General features: G+C 60.2%; 13 protein-coding genes, 1 pseudogene and 1 riboswitch. Of the genes and pseudogenes, 11 read left to right on the top strand and 3 right to left on the bottom strand.

Annotated elements, in window-relative coordinates; all coding sequences use genetic code 11:
* The first annotated feature begins 29 nt into the window (after positions 1–29).
* The gene (gene guaD / locus OHJ17_RS12295) at positions 30–1,340 is read left to right on the top strand and encodes a guanine deaminase (RefSeq protein ID WP_004199969.1); all 1,311 of its coding nucleotides are present in this window, start codon (positions 30–32) and stop codon (positions 1,338–1,340) included.
* Positions 1,341–1,437: 97 nt separating this feature from the next.
* Here guaD and OHJ17_RS12290 read toward each other — a convergent pair whose 3' ends face one another.
* Entirely contained in the window at positions 1,438–2,694 is a 1,257-nt protein-coding gene (locus OHJ17_RS12290; RefSeq protein WP_032433118.1) for a sensor domain-containing diguanylate cyclase, read from the bottom strand.
* A 397-nt stretch (positions 2,695–3,091) separates the two neighbouring features.
* On the opposite strand from OHJ17_RS12290, the gene OHJ17_RS12285 reads away from it, so the two are divergent.
* The 3 genes from OHJ17_RS12285 (at position 3,092) to OHJ17_RS12275 (ending at position 6,434) form a co-directional block, all read left to right on the top strand.
* On the top strand, positions 3,092–4,132 hold the full coding sequence (locus OHJ17_RS12285) for a LacI family DNA-binding transcriptional regulator (protein ID WP_004176090.1): 1,041 nt from the start codon (positions 3,092–3,094) through the stop codon (positions 4,130–4,132).
* Between the two features lie 192 nt (positions 4,133–4,324).
* On the top strand, positions 4,325–5,248 hold the full coding sequence (locus OHJ17_RS12280; RefSeq protein ID WP_032433119.1) for a TIM barrel protein: 924 nt from the start codon (positions 4,325–4,327) through the stop codon (positions 5,246–5,248).
* Positions 5,249–5,261: 13 nt separating this feature from the next.
* The gene (locus tag OHJ17_RS12275; RefSeq protein WP_004184149.1) at positions 5,262–6,434 is read left to right on the top strand and encodes a Gfo/Idh/MocA family protein; all 1,173 of its coding nucleotides are present in this window, start codon (positions 5,262–5,264) and stop codon (positions 6,432–6,434) included.
* Positions 6,435–6,471: 37 nt separating this feature from the next.
* Here the strand turns inward: OHJ17_RS12275 and OHJ17_RS12270 are convergent, their stop codons facing one another.
* A complete protein-coding gene (locus tag OHJ17_RS12270) occupies positions 6,472–7,587 on the bottom strand; it encodes a DUF4056 domain-containing protein (protein ID WP_004184150.1) in 1,116 nt (371 codons plus the stop codon).
* A 65-nt stretch (positions 7,588–7,652) separates the two neighbouring features.
* A pseudogene (locus OHJ17_RS26455) lies at positions 7,653–7,833 on the bottom strand (hypothetical protein).
* Positions 7,834–7,935: riboswitch (TPP riboswitch) on the top strand.
* Between the two features lie 68 nt (positions 7,936–8,003).
* On the opposite strand from OHJ17_RS26455, the gene tenA reads away from it, so the two are divergent.
* The 7 genes from tenA (at position 8,004) to OHJ17_RS12230 (ending at position 15,391) form a co-directional block, all read left to right on the top strand.
* Positions 8,004–8,699 carry a thiaminase II gene (gene tenA / locus OHJ17_RS12260; RefSeq protein ID WP_015958456.1) on the top strand — a complete coding sequence of 232 codons (696 nt, stop codon included), beginning with the start codon at positions 8,004–8,006 and terminating at the stop codon, positions 8,697–8,699.
* On the top strand, positions 8,696–9,424 hold the full coding sequence (locus tag OHJ17_RS12255; RefSeq protein WP_004224984.1) for an ABC transporter ATP-binding protein: 729 nt from the start codon (positions 8,696–8,698) through the stop codon (positions 9,422–9,424). The genes tenA and OHJ17_RS12255 overlap by 4 nt, the downstream gene beginning before the upstream one ends.
* Complete coding sequence (locus OHJ17_RS12250) at positions 9,421–10,161, top strand: ABC transporter permease (RefSeq protein WP_004180004.1); 741 nt, start codon at positions 9,421–9,423, stop codon at positions 10,159–10,161. The genes OHJ17_RS12255 and OHJ17_RS12250 overlap by 4 nt, the downstream gene beginning before the upstream one ends.
* Positions 10,162–10,185: 24 nt before the next feature.
* Positions 10,186–11,121, top strand: coding sequence for an ABC transporter substrate-binding protein (locus tag OHJ17_RS12245; RefSeq protein WP_023287669.1), 936 nt, complete (start codon positions 10,186–10,188; stop codon positions 11,119–11,121).
* 306 nt (positions 11,122–11,427) lie between these two features.
* Positions 11,428–12,813 (top strand): diaminobutyrate--2-oxoglutarate transaminase, encoded by a 1,386-nt coding sequence (locus OHJ17_RS12240; RefSeq protein ID WP_002905540.1) that lies wholly within the window; start codon positions 11,428–11,430, stop codon positions 12,811–12,813.
* Between the two features lie 9 nt (positions 12,814–12,822).
* Positions 12,823–14,304, top strand: coding sequence for a pyridoxal phosphate-dependent decarboxylase family protein (locus OHJ17_RS12235; RefSeq protein ID WP_004217942.1), 1,482 nt, complete (start codon positions 12,823–12,825; stop codon positions 14,302–14,304).
* Between the two features lie 193 nt (positions 14,305–14,497).
* Positions 14,498–15,391 (top strand): LysR substrate-binding domain-containing protein, encoded by an 894-nt coding sequence (locus tag OHJ17_RS12230; protein ID WP_032416538.1) that lies wholly within the window; start codon positions 14,498–14,500, stop codon positions 15,389–15,391.
* Positions 15,392–15,665: the final 274 nt, after the last annotated feature.

Here is a 15,665-nt window from a genome sequence, read left to right as displayed (position 1 = left end):
TCCCAGAGCGTTAAGAGAAGGCAGGTTCGATGATGGATTACCAGACCGCGGTGCGCGGTGCATTTTTTGATATCGCCGGCGTGGCGGAGACCCCGGATGAGGTGGCCGCCCAGGCCCGCTATCTCGATGATGGCTTGTTGTTCCTGCAGGAGGGGAAAATTATCGCCCTGCTGCCATGGCAGGAGGGGGAAGCCTTTCTGCATCCCCTGAAGGGCTATGTCGATCTGAGGGGTAAGCTGCTGCTGCCGGGGTTCGTTGATGCCCACGTTCACTATCCGCAGACCGAGATGATCGGCGCCTTTGGCGAACAGCTGCTGGAGTGGCTCACCACCTACACCTTCCCGGTGGAGAGCCAGTTTGCCGATGCGGAGTATGCCCAGGAGATAGCGCAGTTTTTTGTAAATCAGCTGATAAGCCATGGCACCACCACCGCGCTGGTGTTTTGTACCCTGCATCCGGCATCGGTGGAGGCGTTATTCAGCGAAGCGCTGCGCCTCAATATGCGCCTGATCGCCGGGAAAGTGATGATGGATCGCCATGTGCCCGACTACCTGTGCGAAACCGCCGGGGAGAGCTACGAGCAGACCCGGGCGTTGATCCGCCGCTGGCATCAGCGCGGCAGGCTGGGCTATGCCATCACCCCGCGCTTTGCCCCCACCTCGACCCCGGCGTTGCTGGAGGCGGTGCAGCGCCTGCGGGCCGAGTTTCCCGACACCTGGCTGCAGACGCATCTCAGTGAAAACCGGGAGGAGATCGCCTGGGTTAAACAGCTGTGGCCTGAGCATGCGCGCTATCTGGATGTCTATCATCACTATCAGCTCACCGGCGAACGCAGCGTCTTCGCTCACGGGATCCATCTCGATGATGCCGAGTGGCAGTGCCTGCATGACACCGGGTCCGCAGTCGCCTTCTGCCCGACGTCGAATCTGTTTCTCGGCAGCGGGCTGTTCCGCCTGCCCGCCTGCTGGCAGCACCAGGTGCGGATGGGCATCGGCAGCGACGTCGGAGCCGGGACCACCTTCAGCATGCTGCGGACGCTGGGCGAGGCCTACAAGGTAGGACAACTGCAGAGCTATCGCCTGCGCGCCAGCGAGGCCTTCTATCACGCCACCCTCGGCGGGGCGCGCGCCCTGCGGCTGGAGGAGAAAATTGGCAATTTCCAGCCGGGCAAAGAGGCGGATTTTGTGGTGATTGACCCGGCGGTCACCCCGCTGCAGCGCCTGCGCATAGGCCGCTGCCATGACATTTATGAGCAGCTGTTCGTGCTGATGACCCTGGGTGATGAACGAAATATCAGCGAGACGTGGGTGAACGGCGAGCGGGTGTGGTGTCAGGATTGACCCCTCAGCCAGTCCCACTTCCTGAAAAGAACGAGAAAACGCACCATACCTTGTTTGCCACCTTAACGCAGGCTAACCCACTACAGGCGGGGCTTATTCAGGCGGCGCCATCTCTACTGCGCCGTCGCTCAGAGCAGTCAAAAGGCATGCGCGTCACCCGATTACGCCCGTCATTTTTTGCCGCATACAGCGCTTTATCGACGCGGGAAAACAGTTGTTCAACCGTTTCGCCGTCATGATGTTCAGCTACGCCGATGCTGACGGTCACCGACAGCGTCTGGTATTCGCTAACCGCCTGGCGGATCCCCTCCGCCAGTATCAGCGCGCGGCCGATCGGCGAATGGGGCAAAAAAAGCAGAAACTCTTCTCCACCCCAGCGATAAATTTTATCTTCGCGGTCGACCGACGTTTCCAGAATACGAGAGAGCACCAGCAGGACCTCATCGCCTTTTTGATGGCCGTGAATATCATTAATGCTCTTGAAATGATCGATATCGATTAACAGCAGACAATAACCCCGGGGGATAAAAGTTGGCGCCTCAACCAGACGGTGAAACTCCCGGCGATTAAGCAAGCCGGTTAACGGATCGTGGGCGGCGGAAAATTCCAGCTCTTTTTTCAGATGCACTTCTTCGGTGATATCGTGAATGATGCATAGCATCAGTCGAATATTATACAGCACCACCGGCCCGGCATAAGTTTGGACATGACGTAGCGAGCCGTCAGCCAGAATATGCGTAAAATTAAGCGGTTTATGACCGCCAGGCAGATTGGCAATATTATTCATAATGGGGATGACGTCCCGGCCCAGGGTATTTATTTGCCAGGTATGTTTGGTGCGCATTTCCTCATCGGAATAATGATAAAAACGTAGCGCGGCAATATTGGCATCGACAATCCGGCCATCTTTATGAGGGTCGATCAACAGCATCGGCGCGGTATTGGTCATAAAAAAGCGAGCGAAAAAGCCATTGTTACGCCGCTGGTAGCGGCGGGAGCCGGTATGAATCGACTGATTTTGCGCCAGCAGCTTCACGGCTTCAAACAGCAGCAAGCAACCACAGTCTTCGGTATCAATCAGGGTGGTTTTGCAATACACCGACTGCAACCCATTGGCGGTGGGTAACGTCCAGACTTCGAATATCTCGCTCATGGTGTCGAGATAGCGAAGGTAGTGCTGCAGTTGCGTTTCCGGACAGGTGGAATAAATACCGTTACGCATCTCATTGAGCGACATCTCGCCGCTCAATGTCCGGGAAGCCTGATTGGCATAGACCACCCTTTCGTTAAAAGGATGAACTACCCATATCGGGGTGCTTAAGACCTCAAAAACAGCCAGCTCTTTTAATAACATACAGGCCCCAAACCGACCCACTGCCGGCGCGGAACGGCACTTAACGCTGTGCAGCCCCAACGCTGGTTTAAAGTGAAAGCAAAATAGACACCGAGAAACCGCAATTACGCGCGAGCGCGCCAAGTATAGTCGGTTATGCGCCCAGTAAAGCCCTCTGAGGGTGACTTTGCGCGCAGTTTAACCAACAGAAGCGATGCTGCCTTTAATAATAATTTTATTTCAACAGCATAGCAGCAATGCCAGAACGGGTAGTCGCTTTTGATCACAGAGTGTGCATCGCCAACAGGGTTACCCGGCAGGCACAGCGGCATAGGCCAGGGCGGGCAGAGAGTCGCTTTTCTGCCCAGGCTAACCGTGATAGTTTCTATCATTACGCTCATTCATAGCGACAAATACCTTGAAAAAAATCGCCACTAAAATCACCCTTGCCGACATTGCGCGTGAAGCGCGCGTCGGCGTAGCCACCGTTGACCGGGTGCTCAATAAGCGCGCGGCGGTGAAAGAGTCCACGGCGCTGCGCGTGCTGGAGGCCGCCCGCCGGCTGGGTTTTACCCTCGAGCAGCCCCACTATCGCCTGGCTGCCGGCAAAGCGCCGGTCACGATCAGAATGGGCTTTATCCTGCTGCAGGAGAGCCACTCCTTCTACCTGCCGTTGGCCCGGGCGCTGACGCGCGAGGCTGCCCCATGGCTACCGGCGGGCCAGGCGCCGGTGATACTGCATTTTGCCATCGATGCGGTGGAAGCGATGGCTCAGGCCATTCACCGACTCAGCGATGAAGTGGAGGTGCTCGGCCTGGTGGCGCTGGATCACCCGCTGATTCGCCACGCGGTGGCCCGGGCCGCCGCCCGCGGCGTGCGCGTGCTCACCCTGCTTTCCGATCTATCGGTCCCCCAGCGCAGCGGGTATATCGGCCTCGATAATCATAAAGCCGGGCGCACCGCCGCCTGGTTTATCGAGCGCTTATGCCGGGGGAATGGCGAAATTGGCATTATCATTGGCGATAATCGTTTTACCTGCCAGGAAAGCTGTGAGATCAGCTTTCGCTCCTGCCTGCGAGAACAGGGCAAGGGGCAACAGATCCTTGAGCCGGTTCGCAGTCATGAACGGGCGGATATCGCCAGGACCGTGACGGAACAGATGCTGACTCAGTACCCGGCCCTGCAGGCGATCTACGCCCCCTGCGGCGGCGTCGAAGGGATCGTCGACGCGCTGCGCGACAGCGGCCGTCAGCAGGAGATCGCTCTGGTCTGCCACGGTCCGCTCAGCGACAGTGAACTGGCCCTGATCGATGGCACCATCGACATCATGCTTAACCACCGGCTGGATGAGTTTGCCGCCGTTACGCTGCGCGCCATGGCGGACGCCGCTTCACGCCCCCATAGCGAGGTGATTTCACTCCCTCAGCCTTTCGATATCATCACCAAAGAAAATATGTAAATTTCCGGCTCCGTCTCCAGCGGAGATGGTTATCGGGCGGACCGCGCCACCTCTCGACTTGATAAAAAATTATCAAAATATCCATCAATTAAAATCATGATGATTATCATAAAATCAAAATTCCATCATTGTTGACAATGAAATCTTTATTCAATACTCAGCGGCATCCCTTGTATGAAAAAGGAAGCCGACATGATACATCCTATCGCTAACGCCCCCTGCAGCTGGGGCGTCGATGACCCGAAAAACCCTAACCTCCCTGCCTGGGCTACCGTGCTTAAGGAGGCGGCGCAGGCTGGCTATCGCAGCATTGAGCTCGGCCCCTGGGGTTATCTCCCCACCGATCCGGCCAGCCTGCGCGCGGCGCTGGAGCAGCATCAGCTGTCGCTGGTCGCCGGCACGATCTTTGACGATCTGGTGAGCGAGGCCCATTTCCCCACCCTGGTGGCGCTGACCCATCAAATCTGCCGCAATCTGTCGCAGGTAGCCGCTGCCGAACCGATCCCGGGCCGCCCTTTCCAGCCGCCCTATCTGGTGATTATCGACTTCGGCGACCCCGAACGGGCGCGCTTTGCCGGGCGCGGCGCGCTGGCTCCGCGCCTCAATGACAAAGACTGGCAGCGCATGATGGAGCACATTATCGCCCTTAGCACCCTCGCCTGGCAGGAGTACGGTGTGCGGGCGGTTATCCATCCGCACGCCGGGGGCAGCATTGAATTCGCGGATGAGATCGAGCGGCTGGCCAACGATATCCCGCACGACGTCGCCGGGTTGTGTCTGGACACCGGACATCTCTATTACGCCGGGATGGATCCGCTCGACTGGCTGGATCGCTATTACCACCGCCTGGACTATCTGCACTTCAAGGATGTCGACCCGCAGGTTTATCAGCGCGCTATCCATGAAGGTATCGACTTCTTCACTGCCTGCGCCGAAGGGGTGATGTGCCCGCTCGGCAGCGGCGCCATTGACTATCCGGCTATCAAAGACTTTCTTGCCCGCCGGGGGTATCAGGGCTGGATAACCATTGAACAAGAGCGCGACCCGCGCCATGCCGCAGGCAGCCTGCAGGCGGTCACGGAAAGTCTGCGCTATCTGCGCGACGTCGGATTCTGACAGGAGGCACGACATGATTAACGGTTTAAAACCTCTCGACCGCACCCTGCGCTGGGGCATGGTCGGCGGCGGCGGCAGCAGCCAGATCGGCTATATTCACCGCTCTGCAGCGCTGCGCGATAACACCTTCACGCTGCTGGCCGGCGCCTTTGATATTGATGCCGAGCGCGGACGCCAGTTCGGCCAACAGCTGGGGGTGGATCCCGACCGCTGTTACGCCGACTATCAAAGCCTGTTCCGCAGCGAGGCTGCCCGGCCTGACGGCATTCAGGCGGTGTCAGTTGCCACGCCAAATAACACCCACTATGCCATCTGCCGGGCCGCGCTGGAGGCCGGGCTGCACGTGGTGTGCGAAAAGCCGCTGTGCTTCAGCAGCGAGGAAGCTGACGAGCTGGTGGCGCTCAGCCAGCGGCGGCGCAAGATTATCGGGGTGACCTACGGCTATGCCGGCCACCAGCTGATCCTGCAGGCCCGGCAGATGATCGCCGACGGGCTGCTGGGCGATATCCGTATCGTTAATATGCAGTTTGCCCACGGTTTTCACGCCCAGCCGGTGGAACAGGAAAATGCCAGTACCCGCTGGCGGGTCGATCCCCGCTTCGTCGGCCCCAGCTATGTGCTGGGCGACCTGGCCACCCATCCGCTGTTTCTGGTCGAAACCATGGCCCCGCAGCTGAAGATCACCCGGCTGATGTGCGCCAGACAAAGCTTCGTCAAAAGCCGCGCGCCGCTGGAAGATAACGCCCATGTACTGATGGAGTATGACAACGGGGCCATCGGCTCACTGTGGAGCTCCGCCGTCAACTGCGGTTCGATGCACGGGCAAAAGGTGCGAATCATCGGTGAAAAAGCCAGTCTCGAATGGTGGGATGAACAGCCCAACCAGCTACGCTACGAAATCCAGGGCGAACCCGTGCGCATCCTCGAGCGCGGTATGGACTATCTCGATCCGCTGGCGCGTCAGGATGATCGCATCGGCGGCGGCCATCCCGAGGGACTGTTTGAGGCATGGTCGAATCTCTATCGCCGCTTCGCCATCGCCATGGATGCCGCCGACAGTCGCGACGAGGCGCTGCTGGCCGACTTCTGGTACCCGGACGCCCGCGCCGGGGCGTTCGGCGTCCGCTGGGTGGAAAACTGCGTGCGTTCTGCCGACAACGGCGCCTGCTGGGTCGACTTCCGCTAACTCGCCGGCTCAGGGCGTTCGTCCTGAGCCTTTACGGCTATTTTTCTGTCCGCGCCAGCTGGGTTTTATCCGCCTCATGGGCGCGGTCCGCCAGCCCCTGGAACGCTCCGGCGCCATAGTATTGCGCGGGAACCGGCAATGCCTGCATATCGTTCCCTGGATAGATCTGCAGTTCGCCGAGGTCGCGTAAGCGGAATCCCCCGACCTGCTCCGGCATGGTCAGGCGATACGGCGGCATGGTTTCGAATGGGACCGGCGTCGGCAGCCGGTTTTCCTGTAGATCGTAGTTACGCTTCAGTACCAGAAACTTATCCGGCACCCGCCGGTGACTATTCCACCAGTCGCCGTCGATCTGCTGAAACATCGCTTCCGTCTCACCGCGCGTCGCCACCAGCAGCCGGGTCAGCACTTGTTTCAGCGCCGCATCCATGGCCTGGTTATAATCCTCCAGCGAACCGCCGTGGCCGCTGAGGATGACATTAATCGCCAGCCTCGCGCCCAGTAAATTGGAGTAGAGATCCTCGGGCGAAAAAGCGGAAATCTCTTCGGAAAACCCGGGGACCGACTGGAAGCCATACCACTGGGCGATCTCATGCCACTGGGCGATTTCGAAGGCCAGATGCCCGGCGAGCCAGGCCGCCAGCTGATAGCGCTGCCTGACGCCCGCCGGCGGCGTAAAGGCATTCAGCTGCACGCGGCGCACGCCCAGTTCTTCACTGTAGAAGATCCGCCCCGCCTGACCCAGCGTCGGCGCAATACGATTGAACAGATAAAAGGTGTTGTCCGCCGTATCGCGCACATGGGCGATATCAATAAACCCGCCGCGGCGGGTATAGATAAGCCCGTTCTGCTCCTCGCTGAGCCCCAGCAGATTTTTCACCGCACCGAACGCGCTGTCGTTGTAATGGTGCTTACCCAGCGTACCCAGAGTCAACACATTACCTATCTGGTACATCGGGATCGGAATGCCCGCCGCGCGCACGTGCAGGTCGTAACCAAAAGCGCAGCACGGTCGCAGCGACTCCGGCGGCGGCAGCTCACCGAGGGTGGGCGCCGTATGGATCGCCGTCACGGCGGGTAGCACCGGATCCTGCGCCAGCGCCGGCAGCGCCGGCAGCGCCAGCGCGAATAATAGCCAGAAGGCTTTACGCATCAACAGCCTCTCCACAGCAATAAAAGTGCGCGCATCTTACCGGCAGATAGCGCCTGCGGTTTTAGTTAAAAACGGTATTCAGCGCCGACAACGAAACTATTGCGCGCGTAAAAGCCGCTCTTCCGTTCGTCGCGGCCCGGTGGTTAGTAGTTCTTGCGCGGAAAAGCGCTGGCTATCCCCCATTACCATCATCCTGCGGCAAGGTGGCGCGGTGATTGTATTCAAAAGGTGAATGTCGTATAACATAGCGCTACCGAGGGGTGTCCCGTGAGGGCTGAGATGGCGCAAGCCGAACCCTTTGAACCTGATCTGGGTCATGCCAGCGAAGGGACGGGTCGGCAATTTTGCCAGCATTACCGCCATTGCCTGTTCACACCCCTGCACGCCCGGATCTCCCCTGAATAAATGGAGGTCCTGTGATCGTTCCCGCTTTTAGCCAAGGTCTTTACGGCCGTTTACGCCAGCTGGCCGCCGCTGACTGGCAGCGCTATGTGGCGCATCCTTTCGTCCAGCAACTTGCCGATGGGACGCTGGCGGAAAACGCCTTTCGTCGCTATCTGACCCAGGATTATCTGTTTCTGATTCACTTTGCCCGCAGCTACGCGCTGCTGGTGAGTAAACTGCGCGCGCTGCCGGAGATGCGGGCCGCGGCCGCCTCGATGAATGCCATCCTCAACGAACTGCCGCTGCACGTCGGCTACTGTGCCCAGTGGGGGATTAGCGAACCGGAGATGGCCGCCCAACCTGAAGCCCCCGAAACCCTCAACTATACACGCTACGTGCTGGATATTGGCCACTCGGGTGACGCGCTGGATCTGCTGGTCGCCCTGATGCCCTGCGTCGCGGGCTACGCCGAAATCGGTCTCGGCCTGCTGCAGCATCCCGCCACCCGACTGGACGATAACCCCTACGCCTCATGGATCCGCAACTATGGCGATGAAGGCTATCTGCAGGGCGTCAGCGCCGCGCTGGCGCTGTTGGAAACGGTGTGGCAGCAGCGCGGGAGCGAGGCGCGAATCACTGAGCTGAGCGAGATTTTCACCACCGCCACCCGCCTTGAGGCGCAGTTCTGGCAGATGGGCCTCAACGCCGCGGCGGAGACCCGGGCGTGACGGCGCCGGGTATCGAGGTCCGTGGCCTGAGCCTGCATGTCGGCGACCGTCGGCTGTTCGACAACCTGTCGTTTACGGTCCCCGGCGGGCAGTGGGTGTCGCTGCTCGGCGCCAGCGGCGCCGGCAAAACCAGCCTGCTGCGGGTGATGGCCGGTCTGGCGCCCGCCACCCGCGGAGAAGTGGTCGCCAGCGATGGGCAACCGATTCAGGGCCGTCTGGCGTGGATGGGGCAGAAAGATCTGCTCTACCCCTGGCTGAGCGTTCGGGATAACGTCGCCCTCGGCGCGCGGCTGCGCGGTGAAAAAGTCGATCGTGACCGGGTCGCCGCTCTGCTTGAACAGGTTGAGCTTTCATCCTGCGCCGACGCCCGCCCGGCGACTCTCTCCGGCGGCATGCGTCAGCGCGCCGCGCTGGCGCGCACGCTGTATGAGGATCGCCCCATCGTGCTGATGGATGAGCCTTTCTCGGCGCTGGATACCCTCACCCGTACGCGGATTCAGACCCTGGCGGCCACCCTGCTGGCCGGTCGCACGGTGGTGCTTATCACCCACGATCCGCAGGAGGCCTGCCGGTTGAGCCACCGCCTGCTGGTCCTCTCGGCGGCCGACGGCGACATTGATGATAGCCATCACCTCGCCGGCACACCTCCGCGCGCGCCGGACGCGCCCGATCTCCTGATCGGCCAGGCCGCCCTGCTGCAGCAGCTGATGAGGGCCCAACCATGACTGGACGTCTCTGGCGCGGCGGCATGGTATTCGGCGGGCTGATGCTCCTCTGGGGTCTGGCCAGCCGCAGCGGCATTCCCCATTTTCTTTTACCGTCCCCGCTGGCGGTCGCCGAGGCGCTATGGGTTAATCGCGCCTATCTCGGCTGGCATACGCTTATCACGCTCAGTGAGATCCTGAGCGGCCTGGCGCTGGGCGTAACGCTCGGCGTCACCCTGGCGCTGGGCATGATCCTCTCCCCCCGTCTGCAGCGCTGGCTGATGCCGCTGGTGCTCACCAGTCAGGCGATCCCGGTCTTTGCCCTCGCCCCGCTGCTGGTGCTGTGGCTGGGCTTTGGCATGAGCGCCAAAGTGGCGATGGCGGTGCTGGTGATTTTCTTTCCGGTGACTTCCGCCTTCTTTGATGGCTTGCGGCGGGTCAACCAGGAGTATCTCGATCTGGCGCGCAGCATGAATGCCTCCTTCGGCGCTCAACTGCGACATGTCCGCCTGATGGCCGCCCTGCCGGCGCTGGGCTCTGGCCTGCGCATGGCGGCGGCGGTGGCGCCCATTGGCGCGATCATCGGCGAATGGGTCGGCTCCGCCGAGGGGCTGGGCTACGTCATGCTCAACGCCAATGCGCGACTGCAAACCGATATCTGCTTCGCCGCGCTGTTTATTTTAGTACTACTGACCCTCCTGCTGTGGCTGGCGGTAGATACCCTGCTACACCGGCTGATCGACTGGTCGCCGGAATAAGAATGACGTAATAAAGGAAAACAGATGAGAAAGTCGCTATTCGCCGGGGCAACCTTGACGGCCCTGTTCAGCGGCCACGCGCTGGCCAATGAACCGCTGACGCTGGTCCTGGACTGGTACATTAATCCCGACCATGCGCCGATTATGGTGGCCGAGCAGATCGGCGCCTTTAAGGCCCAGGGGCTGGACGTCAGGATTATCCCCCCTTCCGATCCCGCGCTGCCTCCGCGCATGGTGGCCGCCCGTCAAGCGGATCTGGCCATCACCTACCAGCCGCAGGTGCACTTCTTTGCTGACGAAGGGTTACCGCTGGTGCGTGTAGGGACTCTGATTAATTCGCCGCTGAATACGGTTATCGCCCTGGATAAGCAGATCAAAACCCCGGCAGATCTACAAGGCAAGAAGGTGGGCTACTCGGTCAGCGGCATTGAGCAGGCCACCCTGGCGACCATGGCGCAACATGCAGGGATCGATCCGGCCAGCATCAAACTGGTGAACGTCAATTTCCAGCTGACCAGCGCCCTGCTGGCCGGCCAGGTGGACGCGGTTATCGGCGGCTATCGTAATATAGAAGCGCAGGAGCTGAAGCTGCAGGGCAAAACGCCGGTAGTGATGAACGTCGAAGATTACGGCGTGCCGGCCTATGACGAGCTGGTGATTGTCGCCCATCGCGACGCAATTCATGAGGCGAAGATCCGTAAATTCCTCACCGCCCTGCAGGCGGGAGTGGGCTATCTGCGCGCCCATCCGCAGAAGAGCTGGGAGGCGTTCGCCGCCGCCCACCCGGAGCTTAGGACCGAACTCAACCACCAGGCGTGGTTGCAAACCGTGCCCCTGTTCGCCACCGATCCGGCAGCGCTGGATAAAGCGCGCTACGAGACTTACGAACAGTTTTTATATAACAATAAGTTGGTGAAAAAAGTTACACCTTTAACAAATTATGCGGTGGAACTGCATTGAGTCTTGCTATCGCTGACGGAAGGCATTCCGTCAGCGCTTTAACGTAGCGGCAATAAAAATATAGAGACTTTCTCACTAATAATTACACTTTAAAGGGTTATAGTGACAGAGCGTTGTTCTATTATAATTCAGCAAGTTACGTTAATTTTGCCCCTGGTAAGAATAACGTCAAAATAGCGCAATCAATAAAACGTTGAATGCGGATTTAAAAAGCCATATATTGTGCGCGCTTTATGAATGCCAATTCAATTTCTTACACCAATTATTCAACCAGCGTTCAACCGCAATGCTGGTTGTGGGAGTGATATGATGACGGATAAAGTCCGTATTGATACTTTACGTGCCGATTTATTAGACGCAAACAACGAAACCTTTTTGGCCCGTCAGGCCGAATTCGAATCGAATGTCAGGAGTTACCCGCGTAAGCTGCCGCTGGCTATCACTAAAGCCGAAGGCGTGTGGCTGACGGATGCGGATAACAAACAGTACCTGGACTGCCTCGCGGGCGCCGGTACTCTCGCTCTGGGCCACAACCACCCTGATGTATTGCAGAGCATCCAAAGTGTCATTACCAGCGGCTTGCCGTTACATACTCTCGATCTTACCACCCCGTTAAAAGATCGCTTCTCCGAATACCTGCTCTCTTGCCTGCCGGGCGAAGGGAAAGAATATTGCCTGCAGTTCACCGGCCCGTCCGGCGCTGACGCCGTGGAAGCCGCGCTGAAGCTGGCGAAAAAATACACCGGTCGTACCGCGGTGATCAGCTTCTCCGGCGGCTATCACGGGATGACCCACGGCGCGCTGTCCGTCACCGGCAACCTGTCGCCGAAAGCGGCGGTTAACGGCATGATGCCGGAAGTCCAGTTCATGCCTTACCCGCACCTGTATCGTTGCCCGCTGGGCATCGGCGGCGAAGCCGGCGTGAAAGCCCTGACCTACTACTTCGAAAACCTGATCAACGACGTGGAGAGCGGCGTCCGTAAACCGGCGGCGGTGATCCTTGAAGCCGTTCAGGGCGAAGGCGGTGTGAACCCGGCGCCGGTCGAGTGGCTGCAGCGCATCCGCAAAGTGACCGAAGAGCACGGCATTCTGCTGATCGTCGATGAAGTGCAGGCCGGCTTTGCCCGTACCGGTAAATTCTTCGCCTTCGAGCACGCCGGTATTCAGCCGGACATCATCGTGATGTCGAAAGCGGTTGGCGGCGGGCTGCCGCTGGCGGTGCTGGGCATTAAAAAGCAGTTCGACGCCTGGGAACCGGGTCACCACACCGGCACCTTCCGCGGCAACCAGCTGGCGATGGCCACCGGCCTGACCACCCTGCGTCATCTGCGCGACAACAAGATCGCCGACAAAGTCGCCGCCCAGGGCGAGTGGCTGAAAGGTAAACTGGCCGAGCTGCAGAAACGCTACCCGGTGATTGGCCACGTTCGCGGTCTCGGTCTGATGATCGGTATCGAAATCGTCAAGCCGAACGAAGCGCAGGATCACATGGGCTGCTACCCGGCTGACGGCGAACTCTCTGCCCTGCTGCAGAAGAAATGCTTCGAAGCGGGCCTGATCCTCGAGCGTGGCGGTCGTCACGGCTGCGTGCTGCGCCTGCTGCCGTCCCTGCTGATCAGCGACGCGGAGCTGGACGTGTTCCTCGACAAATTTGAACAGGCCCTGCTGGCCGCCGGCGTAAAACCGGTCTGAGTGGAGTAAGTGACCGCCATGTCCACATTGAATCCGATTCTTGCTGGTTCAGCGCAGAGCGTTGAAGCCTATCAGCAGGTTATCGAGCAGACCAGCCAGGCCGTTGTGCAGTGGCTGAAGCAACCTGAGATGTATCAGGGGAAAAGCGTTGACGAGCTGCGTGAGCGTATCTCCCTTGAATTTAACGAACAGGGTTTGGGTAACCAGGCGGCGATTGATCGTGCGATCGAGTACTTCCTGAAAGACAGCCTGTCGGTGCATCACCCGCAGTGCGTGGCGCACCTGCACTGCCCGAGCCTGGTGATTAGCCAGGCGGCGGAAGTGCTGATTAACGCCACCAACCAGAGCATGGACTCCTGGGATCAGAGCCCGTCGGCAACCATTATCGAGATGAAGCTGATCGAATGGCTGCGCGCCCGGGTCGGTTTTCCGGCGGGCGACGCCGGCGTCTTCACCAGCGGCGGCACCCAGAGCAACCTGATGGGCCTGATGCTGGCGCGCGACGCCTTCTTCGCCCGTCAGGGGCACTCCATCCAGCAGGATGGGCTGCCGGGGGATATCCGCAAGTACAAAGTCTTGTGCTCGGAAAACGCCCACTTCTCGGTGCAGAAGAACATGGCGCTGATGGGCCTCGGCTACCGCTCGGTAACGCTGGTGAAAACCGACGAATTCGCGCGGATGGACGTGTCCGACCTGCAGGCGAAGATTGCGCAAGCGCAGGCTAACGGCGAGCAGATCATGGCGATCGTGGCCACCGCTGGCACCACCGACGCAGGCGCTATCGACCCGCTGCGCGACATCGCCGGTATCGCTGCGGAACATCAGATCTGGCTGCACGTTGACGCAGCCTGGGGCGGCGCCCTGCTGCTGTCTGAGCAGTATCGCGACTACCTTGACGGTCTGGAGCTGGTGGATTCCGTTACCCTGGACTTCCATAAGCAGTTCTTCCAGACCATCAGCTGCGGCGCATTCCTGCTGAAGGACGCGCGCCATTACGAGTTGATGCGTTATCAGGCGGCCTATCTGAACTCCGAGTTCGATGAAGAACACGGCGTACCGAACCTGGTGTCTAAGTCGCTGCAGACCACCCGTCGCTTCGATGCGCTGAAGCTGTGGATGGGTCTGGAAGCGCTGGGCCAGAAACAGTATGCGGCGATCATCGATCACGGCGTCACGATGGCGAAAAACGTGGCGGAGTACGTGAAGTCGCAGCCGACGCTGGAGCTGGTGATGCAGCCGCAGCTGGCGAGCGTGCTGTTCCGTTCCCGTCCGGCGCAGATGGCCGGGAGCGACGCGGCGGCTATCGCGCTGCTCAACCAGCGCGTCGGCGACGCCCTGCTGGCCTCCGGCCGCGCTAACGTCGGCGTAACCGAGCACAACGGCGTTACCTGCCTGAAGCTGACCCTGCTGAACCCGGTGGTGACGCTGGATGACGTGAAGGTTCTGCTGAACCTGGTGGAGCGCACCGCTCAGGAACTGCTGGCGCAATAACCTGCCTTAGCGAGGCGGCGCCTGCCGCCCCGCTGCCAGCCTTGCCTGCAATAAGCCGATAATGTCCTTATCGGCTTTTTTTATTTCTTTCCGCACCGCTAATGCTCTCTTCGCAGGGCCCGTTGACCCCTGCCTCGCGCGATGCCACAGTACTATCCCGAAAATAACAACGTTCAGGATAAACGTCCTGAAAATGGGGATAATGATGGAGAAACGCTTACCAGGGCTGGATCTCGACGCCCTGCGCAGCTTTGTGACCGGCATGGAGTGCGGCAGTTTCGCCCAGGCATCGCTGCGCCTGTCGCGTTCCACCTCCGCGGTCAGCGCCCAGCTTAAAAAGCTGGAGAGCCAGTGCGGTACGGCGCTGGTGACCAAACAGGGGCGGCATCTGGTGCTCACCGCGGAAGGCGAAAAGCTGATGAGCTACGCCAGACGCCTGCTGGCGCTCAATGATGAAACCCTGCGCGCGCTGCAGGGTGAGCGGCTCACCGGCGAGATCCACCTTGGTATGCAGGAAGATTTTGGCGAATCGCTGATGCCGGGGATCCTCGGGCAATTTAAACGGCATCATCCGCAGGTGCGGATAGTCGCCAGGGTGGATCGCAATGGTCCGCTGCGCCAGGCGCTGGCGGAAGAGGCGCTGGATCTGGCGCTGCTGTGGCAAAGCGAAGATCAGGGTCCCGGGCTGGGCCTCTGCCCGCTGGCGTGGATTGCGCATCCTGACCTGGACATTCGCGCTCTGCTGGTCTCCGGCGAGCCGCTGCCGCTGGTGATGTTCGACAGCCCGTGCCTGATGCGCTCCCGCGCCATTGCCTGTCTCGATGCCGCGGGGATCCCCTGGCAGGTGGTGTTCGTCAGCCACAGCCTGAGCGGCATCTGGGCGGCGGTGCAGGCCGGGCTGGGCCTGACGATACGCACCCGCATCGGCATGCCAGGCAACCTGCGCCCTGCAGGAGGACTGCTGCCAGCGCCAGGAAGTCTGGCCGTCAGCCTGCGACAAACCCCGCGTGAGGAACACCATTCCGCCGCCGTGGCGCTGCTCGGCGAACTGATGACCGAGGCCCTGCAGGGATGGCTCGACAGGTGACACTGTCACGCCATTTCCATTCACCTTCACCCTAACCCTCTCCCTGAAGGGAAAGGGAACCGTTCGGCAGCATCTGTTACCCCACTCCACATTCTGTCTCCCGGGCAAGCGCAGCGCCGCCCGGCAACAGGCACAAGAGATGAACGGAACCGTTCGGCAGCCACCGACAATAGGCATTCCGCACCTCTCCCGCTTCAATGCCCGGTGGCGGCTGCGCCTTACCGGGCCTACATTCTCCCTGCGCGCTCATGTAGGCCGGGCAAGCGCAGCGCCG

It is taken from the genome of Klebsiella sp. KP20-425-1 (assembly GCF_025813515.1).
In the GTDB taxonomy this organism is placed as follows: Bacteria; Pseudomonadota; Gammaproteobacteria; order Enterobacterales; family Enterobacteriaceae; genus Klebsiella; species Klebsiella pneumoniae.
Note: the sequence above shows the minus strand (reverse complement) of the source record. Positions and strands in the feature narration are given on the sequence as shown.

Coding starts and splice junctions, on each gene's coding strand:
- guaD (WP_004199969.1), top strand. CDS start 30: ATGATGGATTACCAGACCGCGGTGCGCGGTGCATTTTTTGATATCGCC.
- OHJ17_RS12290 (WP_032433118.1), bottom strand. CDS start 2,694: ATGTTATTAAAAGAGCTGGCTGTTTTTGAGGTCTTAAGCACCCCGATA.
- OHJ17_RS12280 (WP_032433119.1), top strand. CDS start 4,325: ATGATACATCCTATCGCTAACGCCCCCTGCAGCTGGGGCGTCGATGAC.
- OHJ17_RS12275 (WP_004184149.1), top strand. CDS start 5,262: ATGATTAACGGTTTAAAACCTCTCGACCGCACCCTGCGCTGGGGCATG.
- OHJ17_RS12270 (WP_004184150.1), bottom strand. CDS start 7,587: ATGCGTAAAGCCTTCTGGCTATTATTCGCGCTGGCGCTGCCGGCGCTG.
- OHJ17_RS12250 (WP_004180004.1), top strand. CDS start 9,421: ATGACTGGACGTCTCTGGCGCGGCGGCATGGTATTCGGCGGGCTGATG.
- OHJ17_RS12245 (WP_023287669.1), top strand. CDS start 10,186: ATGAGAAAGTCGCTATTCGCCGGGGCAACCTTGACGGCCCTGTTCAGC.
- OHJ17_RS12240 (WP_002905540.1), top strand. CDS start 11,428: ATGATGACGGATAAAGTCCGTATTGATACTTTACGTGCCGATTTATTA.
- OHJ17_RS12230 (WP_032416538.1), top strand. CDS start 14,498: ATGGGGATAATGATGGAGAAACGCTTACCAGGGCTGGATCTCGACGCC.